26 protein-coding genes and 1 pseudogene are annotated in these 22870 nt (G+C 57.3%); 10 read left to right on the top strand and 17 right to left on the bottom strand.

What is annotated here, in order from left to right; all coding sequences use genetic code 11:
• Window positions 1-12: 12 nt before the first annotated feature.
• The 11 genes from AC0V60_RS09370 to hisB form a co-directional block, all read right to left on the bottom strand.
• Window positions 13-756 carry a hypothetical protein gene (locus tag AC0V60_RS09370; RefSeq protein WP_486178206.1) on the bottom strand — a complete coding sequence of 248 codons (744 nt, stop codon included), beginning with the start codon at window positions 754-756 and terminating at the stop codon, window positions 13-15.
• A gap of 13 nt (window positions 757-769) precedes the next feature.
• The gene (locus AC0V60_RS09375; protein ID WP_486178207.1) at window positions 770-1156 is read right to left on the bottom strand and encodes an ExbD/TolR family protein; all 387 of its coding nucleotides are present in this window, start codon (window positions 1154-1156) and stop codon (window positions 770-772) included.
• 59 nt (window positions 1157-1215) lie between these two features.
• On the bottom strand, window positions 1216-1938 hold the full coding sequence (gene tolQ, locus AC0V60_RS09380) for a protein TolQ (protein ID WP_486178208.1): 723 nt from the start codon (window positions 1936-1938) through the stop codon (window positions 1216-1218).
• 3 nt (window positions 1939-1941) lie between these two features.
• A complete protein-coding gene (locus AC0V60_RS09385; protein ID WP_486178209.1) occupies window positions 1942-2409 on the bottom strand; it encodes a YbgC/FadM family acyl-CoA thioesterase in 468 nt (155 codons plus the stop codon).
• A 108-nt stretch (window positions 2410-2517) separates the two neighbouring features.
• Entirely contained in the window at window positions 2518-2892 is a 375-nt protein-coding gene (locus AC0V60_RS09390) for a histidine triad nucleotide-binding protein (protein ID WP_486178210.1), read from the bottom strand.
• The gene (locus tag AC0V60_RS09395; protein WP_486178211.1) at window positions 2893-3219 is read right to left on the bottom strand and encodes a phosphoribosyl-ATP diphosphatase; all 327 of its coding nucleotides are present in this window, start codon (window positions 3217-3219) and stop codon (window positions 2893-2895) included.
• A gap of 138 nt (window positions 3220-3357) precedes the next feature.
• A complete protein-coding gene (gene hisF / locus AC0V60_RS09400; protein WP_486179476.1) occupies window positions 3358-4194 on the bottom strand; it encodes an imidazole glycerol phosphate synthase subunit HisF in 837 nt (278 codons plus the stop codon).
• A gap of 124 nt (window positions 4195-4318) precedes the next feature.
• Window positions 4319-5047: a 1-(5-phosphoribosyl)-5-[(5-phosphoribosylamino)methylideneamino]imidazole-4-carboxamide isomerase gene (hisA, locus tag AC0V60_RS09405; RefSeq protein WP_486178212.1), complete on the bottom strand. Its 729-nt coding sequence runs from the start codon at window positions 5045-5047 to the stop codon at window positions 4319-4321.
• A 118-nt stretch (window positions 5048-5165) separates the two neighbouring features.
• Entirely contained in the window at window positions 5166-5783 is a 618-nt protein-coding gene (gene hisH / locus AC0V60_RS09410; protein ID WP_486178213.1) for an imidazole glycerol phosphate synthase subunit HisH, read from the bottom strand.
• The gene (locus tag AC0V60_RS09415; protein WP_486178214.1) at window positions 5776-6072 is read right to left on the bottom strand and encodes a YciI family protein; all 297 of its coding nucleotides are present in this window, start codon (window positions 6070-6072) and stop codon (window positions 5776-5778) included. Before AC0V60_RS09415 ends, hisH begins: the two co-directional genes overlap by 8 nt.
• On the bottom strand, window positions 6065-6682 hold the full coding sequence (hisB, locus tag AC0V60_RS09420; protein ID WP_486178215.1) for an imidazoleglycerol-phosphate dehydratase HisB: 618 nt from the start codon (window positions 6680-6682) through the stop codon (window positions 6065-6067). Before hisB ends, AC0V60_RS09415 begins: the two co-directional genes overlap by 8 nt.
• A 141-nt stretch (window positions 6683-6823) precedes the next feature.
• Between hisB and AC0V60_RS09425 the strand changes: the two genes are divergently transcribed.
• The 3 genes from AC0V60_RS09425 to gmk all read left to right on the top strand — a co-directional run bounded on the left by AC0V60_RS09425 (window position 6824) and on the right by gmk (window position 8413).
• On the top strand, window positions 6824-7336 hold the full coding sequence (locus tag AC0V60_RS09425; RefSeq protein ID WP_486178216.1) for an SspB family protein: 513 nt from the start codon (window positions 6824-6826) through the stop codon (window positions 7334-7336).
• Between the two features lie 102 nt (window positions 7337-7438).
• Entirely contained in the window at window positions 7439-7708 is a 270-nt protein-coding gene (locus AC0V60_RS09430; protein ID WP_486178217.1) for a hypothetical protein, read from the top strand.
• A gap of 60 nt (window positions 7709-7768) precedes the next feature.
• Window positions 7769-8413 carry a guanylate kinase gene (gene gmk, locus AC0V60_RS09435; protein ID WP_486178218.1) on the top strand — a complete coding sequence of 215 codons (645 nt, stop codon included), beginning with the start codon at window positions 7769-7771 and terminating at the stop codon, window positions 8411-8413.
• A gap of 147 nt (window positions 8414-8560) precedes the next feature.
• Here the strand turns inward: gmk and AC0V60_RS09440 are convergent, their stop codons facing one another.
• Window positions 8561-9436 carry an SDR family NAD(P)-dependent oxidoreductase gene (locus tag AC0V60_RS09440; protein ID WP_486178219.1) on the bottom strand — a complete coding sequence of 292 codons (876 nt, stop codon included), beginning with the start codon at window positions 9434-9436 and terminating at the stop codon, window positions 8561-8563.
• Window positions 9437-9494: 58 nt separating this feature from the next.
• Between AC0V60_RS09440 and AC0V60_RS09445 the strand changes: the two genes are divergently transcribed.
• Window positions 9495-10103, top strand: coding sequence for a TetR/AcrR family transcriptional regulator (locus tag AC0V60_RS09445; RefSeq protein ID WP_486178220.1), 609 nt, complete (start codon window positions 9495-9497; stop codon window positions 10101-10103).
• Window positions 10104-10252: 149 nt separating this feature from the next.
• Here the strand turns inward: AC0V60_RS09445 and AC0V60_RS09450 are convergent, their stop codons facing one another.
• The gene (locus AC0V60_RS09450; protein WP_486178221.1) at window positions 10253-10903 is read right to left on the bottom strand and encodes a hypothetical protein; all 651 of its coding nucleotides are present in this window, start codon (window positions 10901-10903) and stop codon (window positions 10253-10255) included.
• Between the two features lie 263 nt (window positions 10904-11166).
• Between AC0V60_RS09450 and AC0V60_RS09455 the strand changes: the two genes are divergently transcribed.
• Window positions 11167-13095 (top strand): alpha/beta hydrolase family protein, encoded by a 1929-nt coding sequence (locus AC0V60_RS09455; RefSeq protein ID WP_486178222.1) that lies wholly within the window; start codon window positions 11167-11169, stop codon window positions 13093-13095.
• A gap of 44 nt (window positions 13096-13139) precedes the next feature.
• On the opposite strand, the gene AC0V60_RS09460 is transcribed toward AC0V60_RS09455, so the two are convergent.
• Genes AC0V60_RS09460 through AC0V60_RS09475 form a run of 4 tightly spaced genes read right to left on the bottom strand, consistent with a single transcriptional unit; the run spans window position 13140 to window position 16723 of the window.
• Complete coding sequence (locus tag AC0V60_RS09460; RefSeq protein WP_486178223.1) at window positions 13140-13946, bottom strand: SDR family oxidoreductase; 807 nt, start codon at window positions 13944-13946, stop codon at window positions 13140-13142.
• 15 nt (window positions 13947-13961) lie between these two features.
• Complete coding sequence (locus tag AC0V60_RS09465) at window positions 13962-15101, bottom strand: acyl-CoA dehydrogenase family protein (protein ID WP_486178224.1); 1140 nt, start codon at window positions 15099-15101, stop codon at window positions 13962-13964.
• A gap of 39 nt (window positions 15102-15140) precedes the next feature.
• Window positions 15141-15524 carry a PH domain-containing protein gene (locus AC0V60_RS09470; RefSeq protein WP_486178225.1) on the bottom strand — a complete coding sequence of 128 codons (384 nt, stop codon included), beginning with the start codon at window positions 15522-15524 and terminating at the stop codon, window positions 15141-15143.
• Between the two features lie 5 nt (window positions 15525-15529).
• Window positions 15530-16723: an acyl-CoA dehydrogenase family protein gene (locus AC0V60_RS09475; protein WP_486178226.1), complete on the bottom strand. Its 1194-nt coding sequence runs from the start codon at window positions 16721-16723 to the stop codon at window positions 15530-15532.
• Window positions 16724-16910: 187 nt separating this feature from the next.
• Between AC0V60_RS09475 and AC0V60_RS09480 the strand changes: the two genes are divergently transcribed.
• The 5 genes and pseudogenes from AC0V60_RS09480 to AC0V60_RS09500 all read left to right on the top strand — a co-directional run bounded on the left by AC0V60_RS09480 (window position 16911) and on the right by AC0V60_RS09500 (window position 22867).
• Complete coding sequence (locus AC0V60_RS09480; RefSeq protein WP_486178227.1) at window positions 16911-17780, top strand: SDR family NAD(P)-dependent oxidoreductase; 870 nt, start codon at window positions 16911-16913, stop codon at window positions 17778-17780.
• A complete protein-coding gene (locus AC0V60_RS09485; RefSeq protein ID WP_486178228.1) occupies window positions 17780-19219 on the top strand; it encodes an MFS transporter in 1440 nt (479 codons plus the stop codon). Before AC0V60_RS09480 ends, AC0V60_RS09485 begins: the two co-directional genes overlap by 1 nt.
• Window positions 19220-19314: 95 nt before the next feature.
• Window positions 19315-20587 (top strand): annotated as a pseudogene (locus AC0V60_RS09490) (acyl-CoA dehydrogenase family protein).
• Window positions 20588-20693: 106 nt separating this feature from the next.
• A complete protein-coding gene (locus AC0V60_RS09495) occupies window positions 20694-21782 on the top strand; it encodes a Zn-dependent alcohol dehydrogenase (RefSeq protein WP_486178229.1) in 1089 nt (362 codons plus the stop codon).
• A 14-nt stretch (window positions 21783-21796) separates the two neighbouring features.
• Entirely contained in the window at window positions 21797-22867 is a 1071-nt protein-coding gene (locus tag AC0V60_RS09500) for a phosphotransferase family protein (RefSeq protein WP_486178230.1), read from the top strand.
• The last annotated feature ends 3 nt before the right edge of the window (window positions 22868-22870 follow it).

Here is a 22870-nt window from a genome sequence, read left to right on the forward strand (position 1 = left end):
TTTTGTTTCAACCTATTTCTTCACGAATCTGAATTCGCGTTTGCGCCACAAACTGTAGTGTTCAGCCGGTAAGCCATCGAACTTGCCCACAAGGCGCAAGGCCCGCACCGCGCATTCTTTGAACCGGCCAGCCTGTGCAGCGTTGCTTGGGTTTTCGCCGCTTAAACGTGGATCTGAAATATTCGTAATCGTGCCGCTGCGATCCATGCTGAAGGAGACTACCGCGACGAGCTTATCAATGTCGAGGCCTGTCACCCGGCAGCGATTCCATTTGGGCGCCACTTGGCCCGCAATGCTAATTTTGATGTCAGCCTCAACAGCCTGAGTGCTGCCAGCGCCGTCATCATTACCGAACGCGTCGTCGAAACCGGTATCACCGCTCCCATCGCGCCTGCCGCTCGCGCTCCCGCGCGAGGGGGCCGAGGGGCTGGCCCGCGGGGCAGCGGTGCGCCGAGGAACAGGGTTTGAGCGTTCAGGACGCACCACCTCTTCGGGCGTTACCTCATCTTCGAGTACTGGAGTTTCCTCAGTAGGATCTTCGACAATATCCAATGCGTCTGGAATACCGAGCGCTGCCGAGCCGCCCGCCTCCTCAAACCCATCCTCTAAGGTGACAGTGATCGCCCCATCACCGCCAAAAGTCAGCGGCTTTGCGGTTTGGAACTGCACAAACAAAAGCCCAGCAAGAGCGGCATGCAAGACGACCGCGACCCCAAGGCCGACTTTATCGTCTGTGTGAAAGCTCCTCTCTTGCATCGTCCTATCTTTGTTATGGTGCCGCGTCTGAACCGTTTGTGACCAATGAAATTGAGGTGAACCCTGCGCGGTTGAGTTCGCCCATCACCGCCATCACCCGGCCATAGTCAAGCGCTTTATCACCGCGAAGAACAACTACAGGCTGCTCACCATCATTTCGCCTCACCGACGCAAGAGCATCGGCAAACCCGCCTGCTACGACAGGTTCGTCTTCGAGAAAGATGCGCCCGTCATTATCGAGCGAGATGTTGATCTGATCAGGCAGTTCCTCAACCGGATTGGCGCGGCTTTCTGGAAGCTCAATCGGCACGCCGACGGCTGGCAGGGTCACCGTCACCATAAAGATGATGAGAAGCACCAGCATCACATCGACCAGCGGCGTGACATTGATCTCTGCCATTGCCGCGCGCCTTGTGCGCTTGCCCCTACGACGGCCGGATGAGGCAACACCCAGCCCCACTACGCTTTATCCAATTCGCGGCTAAGACCTGCGTGCACCTTATCGGCAAAGCGCTGGAGCTTGGCCTCATACTGGTTCACCGAACCCGAAAACCGATTGTAGAAAATCACCGCCGGGATCGCGGCAAAAAGGCCAATAGCGGTTGCGAACAAGGCCTCTGCAATACCGGGCGCCACCACGGTGAGCGACGCGGATTGCTGCGCGCCAATTTGGAAGAAACTGTTCATAATGCCCCACACGGTGCCGAACAGGCCCACGAAAGGCGCGACCGATCCGGTGGTCGCAAGGAAGGTCAGCTTCCCCGCCAACACATCAGCCTCCTCGGCGACCTGGCTTTCCATTGCCTGACCAATGCGTTCACGGGTTGCCCCTCGATCAGGCGACCCATTTTTGGTGGAGCGCTTCCATTCGTCGAGCCCAGCCCCGGCAACGCGCGCCGAAGGAATGCCTACCCGTTTGGATTTTGAAAGCATTCCCTCGCGGTCATTGGTGGACCAGAAATCGCCCTCATATTCGCGGCTGGTAGCGTTCAATTTGCGCATCCGAAGCACAAAGGAGACGATGATCGCCCAGCTCCAAATGCTGGCGATAATCAGCCCCACCATCACCGCTTGAACGATGATATCAGCGTCGAGAAACAACTCTAACGGGTCGAGCCGGACCGGGTCCGCCCCATTCCCGGCAACGTCTGATGCAAGAGCGCTTAGGAGAGTTAAGTGCACGTATTAACGTCCTTTTCCAGAAATGAAGTGTTTGAAACTTGCGACCCATTCGGGCGGTTGACGGCGCGGGCGACCTTCGGCTGTGAGAAAGCCAGCGCGGACCTCTGCGGTTGCGAGAATGTCGCTACCGCGCCTTGCGACTTGTTCCATGCGAACGCTTGCCGCGCCCACCTGGCTCGTTATGGTTTCGATCACAACATCATCATCAAGCTTGGCAGGGCTTAGATATTTGATGCCAATCTCTGTCACAGCATAGGCGCCCTCCCCGCTTTCAATCGCCGCGCGCTGATCAATTTCAAGCAGCCTCAAAAGGTCAGAGCGCGCACGCTCAAACCAGCGCAAATAGTTGGCGTGGTAGGTTATGCCGGAAAGATCGGTGTCTTCGTAATAGACCCGCACCGCGTATAGATGCCGCGAGCCATCAAGGACGCCGCCCGGAAACTTCAATGAACTGGGAGTTGGTTTAACCATGGTTCGTGTGGGTTAGCGTGACTGACTTGAGCATTCCACCCACAACTGCAAATCGCGACATGAATGTCGACAGAATGAATCGTCCCTGCGGCCAGATGAGCCCCCGGATTAAGCGATCATACGCCCGAGGAACTGCCCGCCAAAGATATGCACGTGCAAATGCGGGACTTCTTGACCGCCGTGCTTGCCGATATTGGCCATGAGGCGGTAACCGGGCTCCACCAACCCCTTGGCCCGCGCAACCGTGCCCACCGCGCGCACAAATCCGCCGATTTCCGCGTCCGATGCTTTGGCGCTAAAATCGTCCCAGCTCACATATTCGCCCTTGGGGATTACCAGCGTGTGCACTTCGGCTTGAGGATTGATGTCCTCAAAAGCGTAGGCCCATTCATCCTCATAGACTGTGTTCGAGGGGATTTCTCCGCGCAGGATCTTCGCAAAGATATTGTCCGGATCGTAAGGAAGCGTTGGGTCGATCGGCATTTATTCGCTCCTAGAGGCTTTTTCGTCGAGGCCGGAGAGCCCTTCGCGCTTGTCCAGCTCGGCAAGCACGTCATCAAGGCTCACCCCTTGCGCCTGCAACAGGACCATCAGGTGAAAGACGAGATCGGCGCTTTCGCTGACCAGTTCATCGCTCACCCCTGTCATTGCCGCGATCACAACCTCGGTCGCCTCTTCGCCGACCTTCTGCGCGATTTTTGCGGTGCCTTTGGAATAGAGCTTTGCGACGTAGGAGGCCTCCGGCGAGGCGGTCATGCGTGTCACAATCGTGGCTTCAAGGCGCCTAAGAGTATCTGTGCGTGTGTCCATGATTTGGGCCTTAGATAATTCGCTCGCGCCAATAAACCCCTCCCCCTTTCAAGGGGGAGGATGGGAGGGGGTCATGCGGCGTTTGTGGATGCCACATTCCCACCCCTCAGGCCCCCTCCCCTAAAGGAGAGGGGAGGTTTAAGTGGCCCGCGCCGGTAGTCCTGCCTCGCGGAGCGCATCGTGTGCCTCCGCGATGGAATGCGTACCGAAGTGGAAGATTGAGGCGGCCAGAACCGCGCTTGCCCCGCCTTTGGTTACGCCCTCGACAAGGTGTTCGAGATTGCCGACACCGCCGCTCGCGATCACTGGGATGGAGACAGAGTCCGAGATCGTGCGGGTAAGCTCCAAGTCATAGCCTGCCTTTGTCCCGTCTCCGTCCATGGAGGTGACAAGCAATTCGCCTGCGCCAAGACCCGCGACCTTTTTGGCATATTCGACCGCATCAATTCCGGTGGGTTTGCGGCCGCCATGGGTAAAAATCTCCCATTTCCCCACCCCCGTTCGCCCTGAGCCTGTCGAAGGGCGCGCGCGTACTTCGACAGGCTCAGCACGAACGGATGTTGGATCTGAGACCCGCCGCGCATCGACACTGGCCACAACGCATTGGCTGCCAAACCGGGCCGCAATCTCGCTAACCAGTTCTGGCCGAGCAACAGCGGCCGAATTGATCGCAACCTTGTCTGCGCCTGCGAGCAAGAGCGCACGCGCATCCTCAACACTGCGCACCCCGCCGCCAACGGTCAGCGGCATAAAGCACACCTCAGCGGTGCGCTTGACGATATCAAGCAGCGTCCCCCGCCCTTCGTGGCTGGCCGAGATATCGAGAAAACACAGCTCATCGGCCCCCGCTGCATCATAAGCGCGCGCTTGCTCTACCGGATCGCCAGCATCTTTCAGATCGACAAAGTTGACGCCCTTCACGACGCGCCCATCGGCAACGTCGAGACAGGGAATGACGCGGATACGGACGGTCATCATTCCTCCCCAAACTGGGGAGGGGGACCAGACGCAGTCTGGTGGAGGGGCAGGCTGCGTTTGGCCGAAGGTTCCCCTCCACCCCGAGCTGCGCTCGCGGTCCCCCTCCCCGTATCGGGGAGGATCACGCCCTCGCCCCCATCTGGATCGCTGCTGCCAAATCCAGCTTGCCCTCATAAAGCGCGCGCCCGGTAATCACGCCTTCGATCCCAAGGTGCGCTTGGATCGAGAGGATGTGGATGTCTGAAATGCCCTTTACCCCGCCGCTCGCGATCACAGGGATATCGACGCGCTGGGCAAGCTCCACGGTCGCGTCGATGTTCACACCTTTGAGCAACCCATCGCGGCCTATGTCGGTGAAGAGCAATGAGGCAACGCCTGCATCCTCAAACCGGCGCGCGAGGTCCACTACGGGCACATCGGACACTTCCGCCCAGCCCTCGGTCGCGACCATGCCGTCCTTGGCGTCCACAGCGACAACGATCCCGCCTTCCCATTCGCGCGCCATTTCTTTGACGAATTCAGGGTCTTTGAGAGCCGCTGACCCCATCACAATGCGCGCAACGCCAAGGTTGAACCAGCCTTCGACCGCGGCTGCATCGCGGATGCCTCCGCCAAGCTGCACATAGCCGGGGAAGCGCTCGATAATGGCCTTAACCGCTTCGACGTTACGCGCTTCGCCTGCGAAGCTGCCGTCAAGGTCCACCACATGCAGGTGCTCTGCGCCGGATTCTGCAAAGATCATCGCTTGAGCTGCTGGATCGTCACCATAGATGGTGGCGCGGTCCATATCGCCCTCGGCAAGCCGCACAACCTCGCCGCCTTTAAGGTCGATTGCGGGAAAGACGATCATGGCGTTCTCCCTTCGGTCCGGGCCACCCACGCCCTCCACCCTTCCACCCGGATTATCACACCGGAGTACGATCCGGGTGGAAGGGTGGAGGGCGTGGGCGGCTTAGCACAATCAAACATCAGGGTTTCCAATCCAAAAAGCGGTCGAGCAGGTCCAGACCGAACTTCTGACTCTTTTCAGGGTGATACTGCACCCCCAGAATATTGTCTTTAGCCACCGCTGCAACCAGAGGTGATCCGTGCGAAGTGAGGGCGGCTATCTCGCCTGCATCGTCCGCTGCAAAATGGTAAGAGTGCAGGAAGTACGCCTCGCCTGCCTCGACCACTGGATGCGGCGTGGAAACACTCACATCATTCCAGCCCATATGCGGGACTTTGATGGCGGTATCGGAGGGTTCAATCAAACGCACTTCGCCGCCAATCCAGCCGAGCCCTTCATGGGTGCCGTGTTCGAGGCCGCGGTCAGCGAGGAGCTGCATCCCCACACAAATGCCAAGGAATGGCGCGCCTCCGCTCAGAACCCCCTCTTCCAGCGCCTCGACCATGCCCGGAACCGCGCGAAGGCCTTCCGCGCAGGCCTTGAACGCACCCACACCGGGAAGAACAACCCGGTCTGCCCTGCGAACCACTGCGGCATCGGCGGTCACCGTCACATTCGCGCCCACGGCCTTCAAAGCATTGTGGACCGAGTGAAGGTTGCCCGCGCCGTAATCAACCAGCGCAATGACCTCAGCCATTGAACGCCTCTAACCCTGGCCCCGCAAAACGCGGTGTCCATTCGATCATCTCGCGCTTCGCAACACCGGATGTCAGGAATGGGTCTTTGTTGGTGAAGCTCTCCGCCTCGGCGCGGGTTTTTGCGCGGATAAAAACCAAGCCGCTGTCGCGCGGCTCGCACGGACCCCATGCAAGGAAACGTCCCGCTTCATAGCCCGCCTTCAAAAACTCCAAATGCGGCGCGAGAAACCCATCGACCTCTTCGATCGGCACTGTGTAGGTCAGCCGTGCAATGAATATGCTACCCACCAAGCTGCCCCTTCGTGCTTGGGATAGCGCCGCCCTTTCGTAAGTCACGTTCAACCGCGGTTCGCATAGCGCGCGCAAAGCCTTTGTAGAGGCTTTCGCAAATGTGGTGATTGTTGGTGCCGTAAAGGAGCTCCAAATGCAGCGTGAGCCCAGCAGATTGCGCAACGCTCTCAAACCAGTGCTGGATCAGCTCGGTGTCCCATTCGCCGAGCTTTTCTTGGGTAAACTTGGCGTTCCACACACAATAGGGCCGCCCCGAAATGTCGAGCGCAACCCGGCTCAGCGTTTCATCCATCGGAGAATAGGCGCTGCCATAACGGCCAATCCCCGCCTTATCGCCAAGCGCCTCCGACAAGGCCTGACCCAAAGCAATCGCGCTATCCTCGGTTGTGTGGTGCTGATCCACATGCAGATCGCCTTCGACCTTCATCGTAACGTCAATCAGGGAGTGCTTGGAAAACTGCTCAACCATATGATCGAGAAAGCCAATTCCGGTGGAGACGTCATATGCGCCCGTACCATCCAGATTGACCTCGATCAGAATAGAAGTTTCAGCGGTGTTCCGCTCAATTTTCCCGGTGCGCGCTGCTGTGCTTGATGCGTTGCTCATGGGCCCAAGCCTATATACGCCGCCGCCCTTCATGCAAGCGTTGGCGGGCACCAGAAAAATTGCAACTAAAGCAAGTGTTACAATAATCCGGCATGAAGTGCTTGACCCGGACGCCATGCCTCGTCACGACTCGCAATCACTATGACCGATGAAACACCCGATAGCCTGATCCCTTACGATGAGATCGTGCAAGAAGCGCTGCGCGCTGTGGTTGGGCGTGTGCTCGGCGAAATTGTTGCCGGTGGGAGCGAGCTTCCGGGCAACCACCATTTCTATATTACGTTCAAGACGGGCGCAGCGGGGGTTTCTATCCCTGATCACCTGCGCGAACGTTTTCCCGACGAAATGACTATCGTTCTTCAGAACAAATTCTGGGAACTCGAAGTGCGCGATGATGGGTTTGGTGTGGGACTTTCCTTCAACCAAATCCCGGCAAAGCTTGACATTCCTTTTGCTGCAATCACAGCATTTGTCGATCCTGCGGTGGATTTTGGACTTCAATTCCAAGCGGCGGGCGACGAGCTTGAGCCGGAGGAGCACGACTTGGCAGAGAATGACGCCGAGACGAGCGATACCAAGGCGTCAGACAGCGGTTCTGGCGATGAAGGCGATGGCTCAAACGTCGTGACAGTCGACTTTGGGCGCAAGAAATAAGGTCTAAGGGTCCTTGAGGAAAAAAGGCAAAGGCACTCTTCGCAAGCTCCCCCAGCACCCGCAGCAGGCGCTGCGGTCAATCTTGCCATTGCTGAGGTCGTTTTGCGTGCGCTCGCAAACCGGATGCGCGTCAAGCTTGATACCGATATTTTTCATGAAGATCTGGAGAAACGCAAAAGCGGCCAGCGTGATGCCGTTGATGGACGCTCATTGCTTACGTCTGTTGGATTGTACGGAGCAAGCAAGCTGGCAGGGCGTTCGCGCGGCGGGCTTGGCCTTGTCGTGGGCGGCCTTCTTGCAAAATCGCTCTATGAACGCGGCAAAGCAGCGCGCGAAAAACGCGTGAAGGGCCGGACCGAAACGCCTGAGTAAGTGACGGTAACCTTACCCAGAGACTTGATTTAAACGCAAACTCGTGTGCAACGCTGGACTATGAGCGACACTCAAACCACCGATAAGCTATCGCGCCGAGGCCTTTTGTTCATCCTCTCCTCGCCCTCCGGCGCGGGCAAGACGACATTGTCGCGCAAATTGCTGGGCCAGGATGATGACATTCAATTGTCCATCTCCGCCACCACCCGCAAGCCGCGTCCTGGCGAGGTTGACGGCAAGGACTATTACTTCGTCTCAGACACCGAATTCGACCGCATGGTCGAAGAAGACGATTTCTATGAATGGGCCCACGTGTTCGACAATCGCTATGGCACGCCTAAAGGCGCGATCCGCAAGGGATTGAAAGAAGGACAGGATTACCTGTTCGACATCGACTGGCAGGGCACGCAGCAGTTAAAGCAAAAAGATGATCAGGACGTGGTCACCGTCTTTGTTCTTCCCCCCAGTCTCACCGAACTGCGCCGCCGATTGGAAAGCCGGGGTCAGGACAGCGCTGAGGTGATCGACGGCCGCATGGAACGCGCCCGCGATGAAATCAGCCACTGGGCCGAATATGACTATGTTGTCGTCAATGACGATATGGACGCATGCTTTGCACAAGTGTGCAAAATCCTAGACGCAGAACGCATGCGCCGCACCCGGCAGACCGGGCTGATCCCGTTTGTGCGCGAGTTGATGGGGTAGCTGCGTCGTGGTGGACCAATGACAGCGCCCTCTTACCCGAAAGCGGACAAGATTGGCTGAAGCCGCGTGTGTTATGAAAGTGGGGGTGGGAGCGGACATTCTCATTCCAGAAACAAAATGATGCAGTTTGCTTGGCTCTTTGACCGCTCAATCAACTCCCGCGAGTTTTGCACTGTCATCCCAGAGTGCTTCTGAGACCTTTGGGTCCTGAGCGATCTGGGATGGATCGGGCCAAGTTAAAACCCCTTTGCGAAGAGCCGCATACACTCTGTCTTGCGGCGCCTGAGCGGTGGTCGCAAGTTGAGCCAGTCCCAGTCCAGCGTTCGCCATGGAGTTCATGCCTTTTGAAAAGGGCACCACCAATGGCAACAGCGGCCAGACCAGTGCTCTAACAATCAAAGATTGATCGCGCACCAAAGAAGTTCCCGGAGTTAGCCCTGGATCATAAGCGTATACAGACCAGCCTCGCGATTGCGCGTAATCGCTGCGTGCAAGATAAAGCGCCGTCATCAGGTTGCAAAGCTTCGACGATGAGTAAGCACGCATTCCTGCCACCGTAGGCGATTGGTCAAGCTTTGGATCACGGTCTGGGTGGGCAAGCCATTCTGCCTTTGCATGTCGGGGTGGTGGAACGCCCGTCTTTTCACGTGGGTCATGTGTGCCGCTCGAGGTGATGACTATTCGCGCCCCATCGGCAAGTTGCGGCATCAAAAGCCGTAGCAACAAATAATGCGCCAGATGATTGGTGGCGAACGTCATTTCGAACCCATCAATGGTTCGCGTGTCCGCATCGGGCCGCTGTCCGCCTGCATTGAGTATGAGATGCGTGATTGGCTCCAATGGGAGCTCAGATGCAAATGAACGTACAGAGGAGAGGCTTGCGAGATCAAGCATATGTGAACCCCAACCAGCAAGGTCGGTCGCCCGATCTCTTACTCCCATAATCTTTGTCTTCGCAGCGCCTGTTAGCTGCTTTGCTGCAACAAGACCAAGTCCCCGCGAGCCGCCAGTCATTACGATCATACGCATATCCTTACATTGTAAAGTTTACGCTGCATAGTTGGCGTGCTAGCTGGCGTCAATGACGAAAAGTAAAGCCGGAACTTATCATCACGGAGAACTGCGCGACGCGATCATCGCTGCTGCGCTTAACTTGCTTGAAGACGAGGGTGTCTCGGCGCTTTCGTTGCGCCGGTTGGCTCGCACAGTTGGTGTCAGCCCGATGGCACCCTACCATCATTTCAAAGACCGAGAGGCCCTTTTGGCAGCGGTTGCAATTGTTGGTTTTAAGCGCCTTCAAGATAGCAAGGTACAGAGCGAAGATGCCAGCCAGAACGTCCGAGAAGCGTTAGCTGCAGGTGGTGCAAACTACGTTCGCTTCATTCTTGATAACCCCAACCTCTACAGGCTTATGCGACGTCCAGAATTCAATGATGCAGCCACCTATCCAGAACTCCACAAGGCGATGGCTGCGCCTGCAGAAACACTACTGCGCCTAATCATCAGTTTGTTCGAAGAGTATGATTTGACAGAACATTCCGCGGAGCAATCTTCGTTGAAGCTATGGGGGCTTGCACATGGAATTGGAACGCTCGCACTTGATGGTCAGTTGCGCCGTGAAACCGCCGTTGCGCTTGCCCATGATGGGGCAGCGGACATGGTGACGGGATGGTTGCGCAAATGTCAGTGATCGAACTTTGAGCTACCGTTGCCCCAAATTTGGGGACAGGCGGGCCATTTCGTGTCCGCTCTTGGGTCGAGAGCCGCCATTCGCGGCTCTTGATTTCACCGTCTGCTTTGGTTGTCATTGACTTCGCAGGCGGCCTTTCCGCTTCCCCCTCACGTCGTCTCCCGCTTCTCCAACTGCTCCAGCAACTCTTTAAGCTGCTCTTCCAAAATCCCTGCGCTGTCGCCGCCGCCATAGTTTAGCGCACCGCTGGAAAACGTCGTGCCAAAAGTGTCGGCAAGCGATTTCGTTTGCAGCACGCCGCTCGCAAAATCGCGGGTTGTCAGGCTGTCGAGCGGGTGCACAAATGCGCCCCACACAACCCCTTGCCCAATCGCGTAGCGCGCATCCAATGCCGTATCGAAATTGGCCTGCATCAAACGTGCCAGCGCCTCCCCGGGAAGCGCGCCTGCCTCTGCGATTGGGGTGATGATCCGCATCCGGCCTGCATTCGCGTCAGTGACGACAATCAACATCCGCTCCTCAACCGTAAACTGCCAATTGTTGCCGCTACGCTCCGCCTCGCCGTCAAGCGCAGCGATGACCTCAGCAATCATGTCAAGCGAGGCCTGGTTCTCTGGAGAAATCTCAGCCGGTGCCTCGGGTGCTGGTGTATCTGGGGCTGTTGCATCTGGGGCTGGTGCGTCGTCGCTGAAATCGGGTGGCGGGAGGGTTTCTTGTGCCAGCACCGGTGAGGACAAACCCACCAGCAAGCCTGAAAGGGGGGCAATGAGACTAAAACGGTTGGTGCGCATGATTGACAATGGGTAGGGCCCTTCGCTGCAAGAGTTGAGAGTTGCACGTATCAGTTCGCATCAAACCGCCTCTGAGTTACACATATCGGCATTTATTGAACGGGGACGAAGGTTATCTTTTGCCGCTCACATACTGGACAATAAAACGCTGTTTATTATGCTTTAGCCCGTCTCATGATTAGCCAAGGACACGTGAGGGGGTCGCAGCATTGTTCAATCGACTGACATCGAGCGCGTTTAGGGTGCTCTGCGCAGGGGTCATGGCTTTCCTTATGACGCCTGCAGCATTCGCCAACATGCCCCAGTCCAACCCGGCGCAGGTCCCACTGACCGAATATGGCAAGCTTCCCGAAGTGGAGCGCGCGGCACTCTCTCCTTCGGGCGAGCGAGTGGCCCTGATCACGACCGTCCACGGCGAACGGGTCCTTTTGGGATTGGATAGGAGCGCGGGCAAACCGATCAGCCTCACACGCGTCAACGATATGAAAATCCGCAGTATCGAGTGGATCGACGAAGCCCGCATCTTGATGGTCGCAAGCACCACAATCGACCTGCCTTCAAACTTCACCACCGACAAATATGAAGCCAACGTCGGCCGCGTCCTGCCTATGGAGGGGAATGAAGGCGGCGGCGTCATCTTTGACAGCGATAGGCGATATTACACAGGACTTATGGGTCGCTATGGCATTCGCATGATTAACGGCGAGCCCTACGGCTTTTTTGGCGGCCTTCAGTTTAAGCGCAACGATAATGGACCCGGCCCAGCCTATGTTTTCGACCATGGCCGCCCGCATCTGTTCAAGGTCAACCTGTCAGACTTCAAGGTGACGCGCGTTGCCGAGGCGGCAAGGTCGGGCGCTTCGAAGGACTGGCTCGTTGATGCCAATGGGCGTGTCGCATTTACGCTTGATATCAACGACCAAAGCGGCGTGTGGCGCCTGCGCAATGCGCAAAACCGCGTCATTTTAGAGGGCCGCCAGCAGGCTGGCGGGATAAGCCTGAGAGGCCTCACCTTTGACGGTTCCAAAGCGATCCTGGTTGAGCGGGGTGAGGACCGTCAATATTGGTATCAGATCGGACAGGAAGGCGGAGAACCTGCCCCGTTCCTTGATGATATTCGATTTGAACGGTTGTTTTTCGATCCACAAACCGGACACCTCATGGGCTACACGACTGGTGAGGGTGAAAACGAGCGGCATGTCTTTGCCAATGAAGCTTATCAAAAGAAGGCCGAGGCAGTGCGCAAAGCGTTCTCCGACTATGAAAGCTGGATGTCGGATTGGACTGCGGACCTGAGCACAGTGATCGTGCGGACCAGCGGTAATGGCGATTCCGGCACGTATTTTTCGGTCGACCTAGCTGACAACCGCGCCAATGCTCTCGCCTATGAGCGCGTTAGCATCACACCTGATCAAGTAGGGCCAATCTCAACCTTTGAATACACCGCGCGCGATGGGCTTGAGATGGATGGGATTTTGACCCTGCCGCCGGGTAAAGAGCCGAAAAAACTCCCTGTGGTCATTCTCCCCCACGGCGGCCCTCACAGCGCCGATCTTCCAACCTTTGATTGGTGGGCGCAGGCCTTTGCCAGTCGCGGCTATGCCGTCTTCCAACCCAATTTTCGTGGTTCCACCAACCGCGATGCTGCCTTCCGCCTCGCGGGTTATGGCGAATGGGGGCGCAAGATGCAGACCGACAAGACAGATGGTCTGATGGCTCTGGCCGAAGCGGGCATTGTCGATCCTGCGCGCGCCTGCATCGTTGGCGCTTCATATGGTGGCTATGCTGCACTTGCGGGCGTTACGATCGAGCAAGGCATCTATAAGTGCGCCGTTGCGGTCAATCCGGTGAGCGACATTCGCGCGATGTACCGCGAAGGATACCGCGAATCCGGTAAAGAGCGCACCACCAAGGTCGCATTGAGGCTGCAACTGGGCGAACCGGAAATGTGGGATGATGTGTCACCGCGCAGACTTGCTGAACAGGCTGACGCGCCGATTATGCTGATCCAGGGGGTAGATGACACAGTCGTGGTTTACGAGCATTCGGCCAAGATGGCCGATAAGCTCAAAGACGCTGGTAAGCCCCATGAGCTTGTGACGCTACCGGGCGAAGATCACTGGCTTTCGCTTTCGCAAACACGGCAGGAAATGCTCAAGAATACGGTCCGCTGGGTGGAGGCGCATAACCCGGCGGATTGAGCTGGCCGGGGAAAGGCGATTACGCTCGCCCTTCCCCGATTTCGCTAACCGCCTGAGGCGTCGCCAAACAGGTCCGGGATCGAAGCATTCACTACGCCGCCATCAACCGTCAGCGTCTCGCCGACCACATAATCGCCCGCGCGGCTGCACAAATAGATCGCGGCGGCAGCCATATCTTCTGGACCGCCGATCCGCTTTGCTGGGATATGCTTTGAGCTCTCATCGGGAGCCAGCTTGGCGGCCTTGTTCATCTCGCTCGCAAAGGCCCCCGGCGCAATTGAGGTCACGATGATGTTGTTGGAAATAAGCCGCGCAGCCATCCGGCGGGTGAGCTGAATGACGGCCGCCTTGGACGCCTGATAGGGGTAGGTTTCCCACGGGTTGATCCGCTGGCCGTCGATAGATGAGACGTGGATCACCTTGGCTGGATGGTCACCCTTGCCAGCCGCAACCAGCAGGTCGTGAAGCTTCTGTGTGAGGAAAAACGGTGTTTTGACGTTCAGATCCATCGTGCGGTCCCACCCGGCCTCGGTGAACTCGGTATAAGGTTGCCCCCAGGCAGCACCCGCATTGTTGATCAGGATGTCGAGCTTGTCTTCCTTGGCAGAGATCGCATCGACCAGCGTTTGGATGCCGTCCATCTGGCTAAGGTCAGCGGGAATGCCGATCACTTTATCTGCGCCAAGTTCGTTAATGGTTTCTTCCATCTGCTCGACCTTGCGGGCGGAGATGTAGACCTTTGAGCAGCCTGATTGGAGCAGGCCCTCGACAAACATCTTACCGATGCCGCGCGAGCCGCCAGTGACCAATGCGACGCGCCCGTCAAGGCGGAATACTGAACTGATATCCATTGTGAATTCTCTCTCTTAATAGCCGCTTAGCTCTGCCACGCGGTTGGCGTGGAAATAGGCATCGCCCAGGAATTCGGCGAGCGCGCGGTCGCGTTTCATGTAAAGGCCGATGTCATATTCGTCGGTCATGCCAATCCCGCCGTGCATCTGGACGCCCTCCTTGACGGCGAGGCCGGCCGCCTTGGCGACTTTGGCTTTCGCAACGCTCGTCATCAGGTCGGCGCTGGGTGCGCCTTCGTCGAGCAATTGCTGTGCTTTGATCGTTGCAGCTCTGGCAATCTCAACCTCGGAATAGAGGTGGGCTGCGCGGTGTTGGAGCGCTTGAAACTCGCCGATGACTTTGCCGAATTGCTTGCGCTGTTTGAGGTAATCGACGGTCATGTCCATCGCGCCGGACGCTACGCCAACGCCTTCGGCAGCTGCGCCCACACGGCCCGCGGCAAGCATGGCATTAAGCACCTTGCGCCCGCCATCAACCTCGCCGATGACCGCGTCGCCGTCCAGTTCGACCCCGTCAAATTTGATATGGGTAGCCATTGACGAATCGACCAGACGGACCGGGTCCTGGCTCATGCCGCCTGCATCTTTTGGCACGGCGAAAAGAGTAATCCCATCCTCGTCTTCATCCGAGCCGCTGGTGCGCGCTGCGACAACGATCATATCTGAGCTTGCGCCTTGAATTACAAAGCTTTTGGAGCCGCTCAGCTTAAAGCCATTGCCGGACTTTTCGGCCCGTGTGCCAATGCGGTCTGGCCGGTGTTTTGCGCTCTCGTCGATAGCGACCGCGAACACACTTTCACCCTCAATGAGGCCCGGCAGATAACGGCCTTTGAGATCCGAGGAACCATGGCTGAGTGCGGTTGCCGCCAGAACGCTAGAGGTCAAAAACGGTGAGGGCGTCAGATTGCGGCCGATCTCTTCCAGAACGATCCCCGCCTCGACATGGCCCATCCCAAGCCCGCCATCGTCTTCAGCAACCAGCATGCCAGTGAAGCCCATTTCGGCCATTTGCTTCCACAGCCCGTGGCCGAACCCATCGGGACAATCCCGGTCACGCCAATGGCGCAATTGTTTATTGACGTTGCCTTCTTCGGCCAAAAAGCCGGAGGCGCTGTCGGCGAGCATCGCCTGATCTTGCGTATGAAACAGTGGCATTTCAGTAATCCTCGAATGTTCTTTTTATGGCTATTCTTTTTATGGCTGTGAAACCGCTTTGGAGAGCCAGCTTGTCAGCTTAATTTTGTCTATGCTGTCGCTGAAAAACAGATGCGCTCCGCCAAAGCCGCGCCCTGCCAACTTGACTTGAAACATCGTGTCAGCGTCGATGGAAACGCCGTCGATTGAGGCCGTGCGGATGAAGCTGATGACAGAGCGCTTGTTAAAAAGGCCTGCCTCATTGACGATAATCAGCCGCAGATTGGTGAAGACCGCGCCGCTATTATCGCCGCGCGTCGCAATTTCGACTTCCTCGCCTTCGAGCAAAATCGGTTCGACTTGCGCGATGGTTTCAGCGCCATTGGTCTCATCACCAAGCATAGCGCCGAAAAAGCCGGTAATCATTATCGAAGTGTCTGACATGAGCGTTACCCGCCCGGCAGATCAAGAATGCGCTTCGAAATGACGTTGAGCATCACTTCGGACGTGCCGCCCTCAATCGAGTTCGCTTTGGTGCGAAGCCATTCGCGCGAAGGCGTGCCGCCGCGTGTCTCGTCGCTTTCCCATTCAAGACTGCGTGATCCGCCCGCACTCATCATAAGCTCATGGCGGCGCTTGTTAATTTCGGTGCCGACATATTTCATCATGTTGGGCTGTGCGGGGTGGCCTTTGCCCGCTTTCATCTCGTCCATGAACTTTTCAGCCATGGCGGTGAAGGCCAGCGCATCCACATCGAACAGCGCCATTTCGCTGCGAAGAATAGGATCAATGTCATCGCCAGTTTTGCCCGCGTGACGCTTCATCGCCGTGCCAATGGCGGTGGTGCGTTCACCGCCGCCCATGCCGGAAATCATCTCGCGCTCATGGCCAAGGAGGTATTTGGCAACGTCCCAGCCGCGGTTGATCTCGCCCACATAACCGGGGCAATCTTCGCCGTAAGATTTGGGCACATTCACATTGTCGAAGAAGGTTTCGCAGAACGGGCTGTTACCGCTGATCAGAAGGATCGGTTTGGTCGTAACGCCCTCACCCGTCATGTCGAACAGCATGAAGGTGATGCCCTTGTATTTGTCTTCCTTATTGGTGCGAACAAGGCAGAAGATCCAATCGGCGTGGTTCGCGTAAGACGTCCAGATTTTCTGGCCATTGACCGTCCAATGATCGCCTTTATCCTCGCCGTAAGTCTGCATAGAGACGAGGTCAGAACCAGAGCCGGGTTCCGAATAACCCTGACACCAGCGGATTTCGCCGCGTGCAATTTCGTTCAAGAAACGCTTCTTCTGGCCTTCGGTGCCGAATTTGAGGAGCGCTGGGCCAAGCATCCAGATGCCAAAGCTTGAAAGCGGAGGGCGTGCGCCGATGCGGGCCATTTCTTGGCGCAGCACTTTGGCTTCAGGCGCTGAAAGGCCAGCGCCGCCATATTCCTTGGGCCAAGAAGGTACGGTGTAGCCCTTGTCGCGGCACGCCTCGAACCAGGCTTTTTGTGCATCGTTTTTGAAGGTGGCTTTGCGCCCGCCCCAATATACGTCGCTATCGTCGCGAACAGGTTTGCGCATGTCTTCGGGGCAGTTTGCCTCCAACCACGCCCTCGTTTCCTGACGGAAGCTCTCTAGATCGGACATGTCCGACTCCTCTCTTATGAAATCCCAAACTTGACGCTTACGTTATGGTCATTTGCGAGGCTGCTGCAAGCACTCTCGAATGCGATTCTCTAACAAGCGCGCTTGCCGTAACGTCAGTTCAGATTGCGTTGACGGCCCTGCCCTTGCCGCTAGGTTGCAAATCGAAATTGAGAGAGGGATCAAACCAATGCGATTCTCAGGGAGAACCGTGGTCGTAACCGGCGCTGCATCGGGGATTGGCGCGGAGAGCACGCGGCTGTTTGCGCGCGAAAGGGCCACAGTTTTTGCCAGCGACATTGACGATGAGGGCGGCGCAAAGCTTGCCGCTGAGACTGATGGCGATGTGCGTTTTATGCATTGCGATGTGAGCAATCCCGCTGCGATCAAAGCGCTGATGGACAAAGCTGCGAGCGATACCGGCGGGATCGATGTGGTCTTCAACAACGCAGCGGCTGGCGGTGCGCGCCCAGCGATTGACGAGATTGAGCCAGACGAATGGGACATGACGATGGACTTGGTCCTGCGATCGGTCGCTATGGGCATCCGCTACGCCGTCCCGCATATGAAGGGCCGCAAGGGCGCATCCATCGTGAACGTCTCCAGCGTGGCCGCGGTTGGCCCCGGCTATTCGCCCACCGCCTATGCCGTGGCGAAAGCGGGCGTTTTGCACCTCACCAAATGCGCGGCGGCTGATCTTGCGCAGCACAACATCCGCGTGAACGCTATCCAGCCCGGCTTCATCAACACCAACATCTTCACCACCTCAATGGAGGTGCCTGATGAGATGAAGGAGCTGGCCAAGGGTGTCATCGCCCAGCAGTCCGCCAATGCCCAGCCGGTCAAGCGCGGCGGCCAACCCAGCGATATTGCTGAGGCGGTGGCCTATCTTGCCAGCGATGCGGCGGGCTTTGTCACCGGCACGTCGCTTATTGTAGACGGCGGGATCACCATTGGTCCGAGGCATTCTTGGGACCCTGAGCAAGGCGGCTTCCTCGAAGGTCTTCAGAAGATGGAAGATGAGGCGAAAGCCGCAGCTTGTGAGGCGGCGGGCAACTGATGCAAAGCGCGATAACCGGACCTATCCCGACCAAGTTCAAACTCATCCATGGGTTTGGCGCGGTCGCGTTTGGGGTCAAAGACATCGGCTTCCAGTTCTTCCTGCTGTTTTATTACAGTCAGGTCATGGGCATGGACGCCTCGCTCGTTAGTCTGGCGCTCCTTTGCGCATTGCTGATTGATGCGGTCGTTGATCCAATCCTCGGCAATCTATCCGACCGAACCTACACCAAATGGGGCAGGCGATTGCCTTGGCTTTATGCCGCACCCATTCCGCTGGCATTCGCTTGGGTCATGCTCTGGTCTGCGCCCGGCGGAAGTGTCCCATCCTTTTGGGAGCTTTTAGGCATGGCGGTGGTCGTGCGCGTGTTACTGTCATGCTGCGAAGTGCCTTCCGCATCGCTGATCCCCGAGATTACAGCAGACTATGACGAAAGGACCACTCTGTTCCGGTTCCGCTATATCGAGGGATGGCTTGGCGGAGTTCTAATGCTGACTTTGGCCTACACCGTCTTCCTTGGCGGTGAGAACGGGCAGCTCAACCGCGAGGGGTATCAGGATTTCGCCATTTTCGGCGGCATCCTTATGGTGATTTCCGTGATGGGCTCCGCCTTTGGCCAGCATAAGGTGCTCGCGCGCCTGCCAGAAGTGAAGCCTGAACCCTTTACGCTCAAAGGTTGTTTTGAAGAGATCATCGAGGCGTTTAAAGAACGGGCCTTCCTCATATTCGGTGCGGGCGCGCTGACCGCCTATGTAAACCAAGGGATCAGCTTTTCGCTCACACCCTATGTCACAGCCTATATCTGGCGGCTCGATACGGTTGCCATTCCCGGGCTCCCTGAAAGCATTACCGCTCTAAGCCTCTATCCGCTCATCCTCGCGCTTTCCGCCTTTGCGATGTTTTTTGTGGTGGGGCCAATGCATGCCCGGTATGGCAAACCTGCAAGCGCGGCATTTGGAGCGATAGGCACAGCAACCTTCACTCTCTTACCCTATATGGCGCTCTATTTTGGCTTTTGGCCCGCGCTCGATACGCTTGTTTCCGCAGGGCTTTTGTATGCGCTTCTGCTGGTTGGAAACACGCTTTCCATTGTGACCTTGATTTCAGCCACTTCGATGCTCGCAGAGATCGTGGAGGCCTATCTGGAGCGGACCGGACGCCGCGCGGAAGGGGCATTTTACTCCGGCAATTGGCTCATCCAGAAATGCGCAACGGGCCTTGGTATCTTCCTCACTGGACAGTTCCTAAGCGCCATCCAATTCGCAACTGACGCGAAACCCGGAGAGATCCCTGAGAGCGTGATTGGCAACCTTGTGCTGTTCTTTGCGCTGGGCACAGCGGCTCTTCTGGCAAACTCAGCCTATTGGCTTTGGCGCTTCCCCATCACCCGCGACGACCACGAAGCACGCGTTGAGCGCCTGTCGGAGGGCGCAGCATAGAAATTTCAGAAAGACAACCTTGGCGCTGGCGCAAAGCCATGCCACGGTGCGACCAAATTTCAATTAAACGAACCAGGACGAGAGGTAACCCAGCAATGGATTTTGAACCCACAGAACGCCAAGTGTACTGGCGTGACCGCGTCAAGGGCTTCATCGAGAAGCACGTGCGCCCGAACATGGACACTTACAAAGCGCAGGACGCCGAGGGCGACCGCTGGAAAGTCATCCAGATCATCGAAGACAAGAAGGCTCTCGCCAAAGAAGAGGGCATTTGGAACCTCTTCATGCCGCCGCGCAACGACGGCCATCACCACGTCGAAGAGACGTTCGAATTTGAAGGCCCCGGCCTCACCAACCTCGAATACGCTCTGTGCGCTGAAGAGATGGGCCGCATTGGTTGGGCATCGGAAGTGTTCAACTGCTCTGCGCCTGACACGGGCAATATGGAAGTGTTCCACCGCTACGGCACGATCGAGCAAAAGGAACAGTGGCTGCGCCCGATCATGAACGGCGAGATCTCGTTCTGCCTTCCTTATGACGGAGCCTTTCACCGCTTCATCAGACGCGACCAACATTGAAACCAGCATCGTGCGCGACGGCGATGAGTATGTGATCAATGGCCGCAAATGGTGGTCTTCTGGTCTTGGTGATCCGCGCTGTAAGGTCTCCATCGTGATGGGTAAGACCGATCCAACCGCTGGCCGTCACGCACAGCAGTCCATGCTGCTCATGCCCAACGATGCGCCGGGGGTGAACATCATCCGCCACCTGCCAGTGTTCGGCTATGACGATGCACCGCACGGCCATATGGAAGTTGAGATGAAGGACGTCCGCGTTCCCGTCACCAACATGCTGCTTGGCGAAGGTCGCGGGTTCGAGATCGCCCAAGGGCGCCTTGGCCCAGGCCGTATCCACCACTGCATGCGCACCATTGGCGTTGCAGAAGAAGCGCTGGAGAAGATGTGTAAGCGTCTGCAAGAGCGCGAAGCTTTCGGTAAGCCGATCTACAAGCATTCGGTTTGGGAAGAGCGCGTGGCGCGTGCCCGTATCGACATCGACATGACCCGTCTGCTCTGCCTGAAAGCGGCTGATATGATGGATAAAGTCGGCAATAAAGCGGCCAAGCAAGAGATCGCAATGATCAAAGTTCAAGCGCCGAACATGGCGCTTAAGATCATCGACGACGCGATCCAAGCCCACGGCGGCGGCGGCGTGTCGAACGATTATGGCCTCGCCAACGCCTATGCACATCAACGCACCCTTCGTCTCGCCGATGGTCCTGATGAGGTGCACGCACGTTCCATCGCGCGTATGGAGTTTGGCAAGCACGTTCCGGTCGATGGCCCTACGGCCAATGCCCTGCGCTAAAGAATGAGCGGTGAGCCCCGGCGCAGGCTGGGGCTCACCGCCCAAGCGCCGCATTGAATGAGACCCCGGCCTTCGCCGGGGACACACAAAGTTCTTAGGGAAAACCATGGCAAAAGCAGCAATCCTGGAAATACCGGGCCAAGGCCTTGTAATCGGCGACATCGAACTCGCTGATCCTATGCCTCATGAGGTATTGATCGACACAAAGGCCTGCGGTCTTTGCCATTCAGACCTGCATTTTATCGACGGCACCTATCCCCACGCAATGCCCGCCATTCCGGGGCATGAGGCAGCGGGCGTGGTCCGCTCGGTCGGCTCCGAGGTCAAATCCGTAAAGCCGGGCGATCATGTGGTCTCCTGTCTCAGCGCCTTTTGCGGTCAATGCGAATTTTGTGTCACTGGCCGTATGGCGCTGTGTCTTGGAGGCAGCACGCGGCGGGGCAAAGGCGCTCCGTCACGGCTTTCCAGGAATGGCGGCGAACCGGTCAATCAGATGCTCAACCTGTCCTCTTTGTCGGAACAGATGTTGATCCATGAAAACGCCTGCGTCGCAATCGACAAGGATATGCCGCTCGACCGGGCAGCGGTGATTGGCTGCGCTGTGACGACAGGGGCCGGAACGATCTTCAACGCCTGCAATGTGACGCCGGGTGAAACCGTTCTGGTGGTTGGCTGCGGCGGGGTTGGTCTTGCCACCATCAACGCTGCGAAAATTGCAGGGGCCGGCAAAGTCATTGCCGCAGACCCTCTCCCCGAAAAGCGCGAACTCGCTAAAGCCCTCGGCGCAACCCACACGGTCGATGCGCTTGCGGATGACGCGGTCAAACAGATCCAGGAGATTTCAGGCGGCGGCGTGGACTGGGGTATCGAAGCGGTTGGCAGGCAGGCTTCCGCTGACCTTGCGGTGGCAGCGCTCAAACGCGGCGGCACTGCCGTGATCCTCGGCATGATGCCGCTCGATTGCAAAGTGGGTCTTGGCGCGATGGATTTGCTCGGCGGCAAAAAGCTGATGGGCGCGATCATGGGGATGAACCATTTCCCTGTCGATCTTCCCCGCCTTGTCGATTTCTACATGCGCGGATTGCTCGATCTCGACACAATCATCGCAGAACGGATCAGCCTTGACGAGGTCAATGATGGCTTCGACAAGATGCGCGGCGGAAGCCATGCGCGCAGCGTTGTTGTGTTCGACTGATAACAGGAAGCAAAATGGCAATCGACTTCGATAAGGAAATGGTCGGCACCGTCGAAGTGTCTGACAAAGACAAGCTTGATATGGGAGCGCTCACTGCGTGGTTTGAGGCCAATGTCGAAGGCTATGAGGGCCCGGTCAGCTACAGCAAATTTAAAGGCGGCCAATCGAACCCGACCTATAAGATCGAGACACCCTCAACCAATTACGTCCTTCGCCGCCAGCCCTTTGGCAAATTGCTGCCTTCCGCGCACGCGGTTGATCGCGAGTATGCGGCGATGACCGGGCTTCACCCAACCGGCTTTCCCGTGCCGAAAACCTATGGTCTTTGCGAAGATCCAGAGGTGCTTGGCTCGAAATTTTTTGTCATGAGCATGGCCGATGGCCGTTCGCTGTGGAACGGTGCGCTTCCCGGTATGGAGCCGGATGAGCGCCGCGCGATTTATAACGCGCTGATCGACACCATGGCGGATTTGCACCTCAACAAGCCTGATGAAATCGGCCTTGGCGATTATGGCAAACCCACCGATTATTGCGCCCGCCAGATTGGACGCTGGTCAAAGCAATATAAGCTCTCCGAAACCGAGCATATGCCCAAGATGGAGCGGCTGATCGAATGGCTTCCGCAAACGATCCCGCCGCAGCATGAAAGCAGCGTTGTCCACGGCGATTACCGGCTCGACAATGTGATCTTCGCTCATGATGAGCCGCGCGTCATTGCCGTGCTCGATTGGGAGCTTTCAACATTGGGCGATCCGATTGCGGATTTCTCGTATTTGATGCTCAATTGGTTCCAGCCCGCCGAAGGCCGCGCGGGCCTGCTTGGGCTCGACCTTGAGAAGCTGGGCATTCCATCCGTGCAAGAGGCAGTGGAGCGCTATGTTGCGCGCACCGGCTATCCTGTGCCGCCGATGGAGTGGTATTTTGCATACAACCTCTTCCGGCTTGCTGGCATCATGCAAGGGATCAAGAAGCGCGTGCTTGATGGCACGGCCTCGTCAGCCCATGCAAAATCCATGAGCGACCGTGTGTCGCCCTTGGTCGATGCGGCCTATAACTTTGCGCTTCAGGCGGGGATGCCTGAGTAAGTC

Source organism: Erythrobacter sp. S259 (assembly GCF_057364965.1).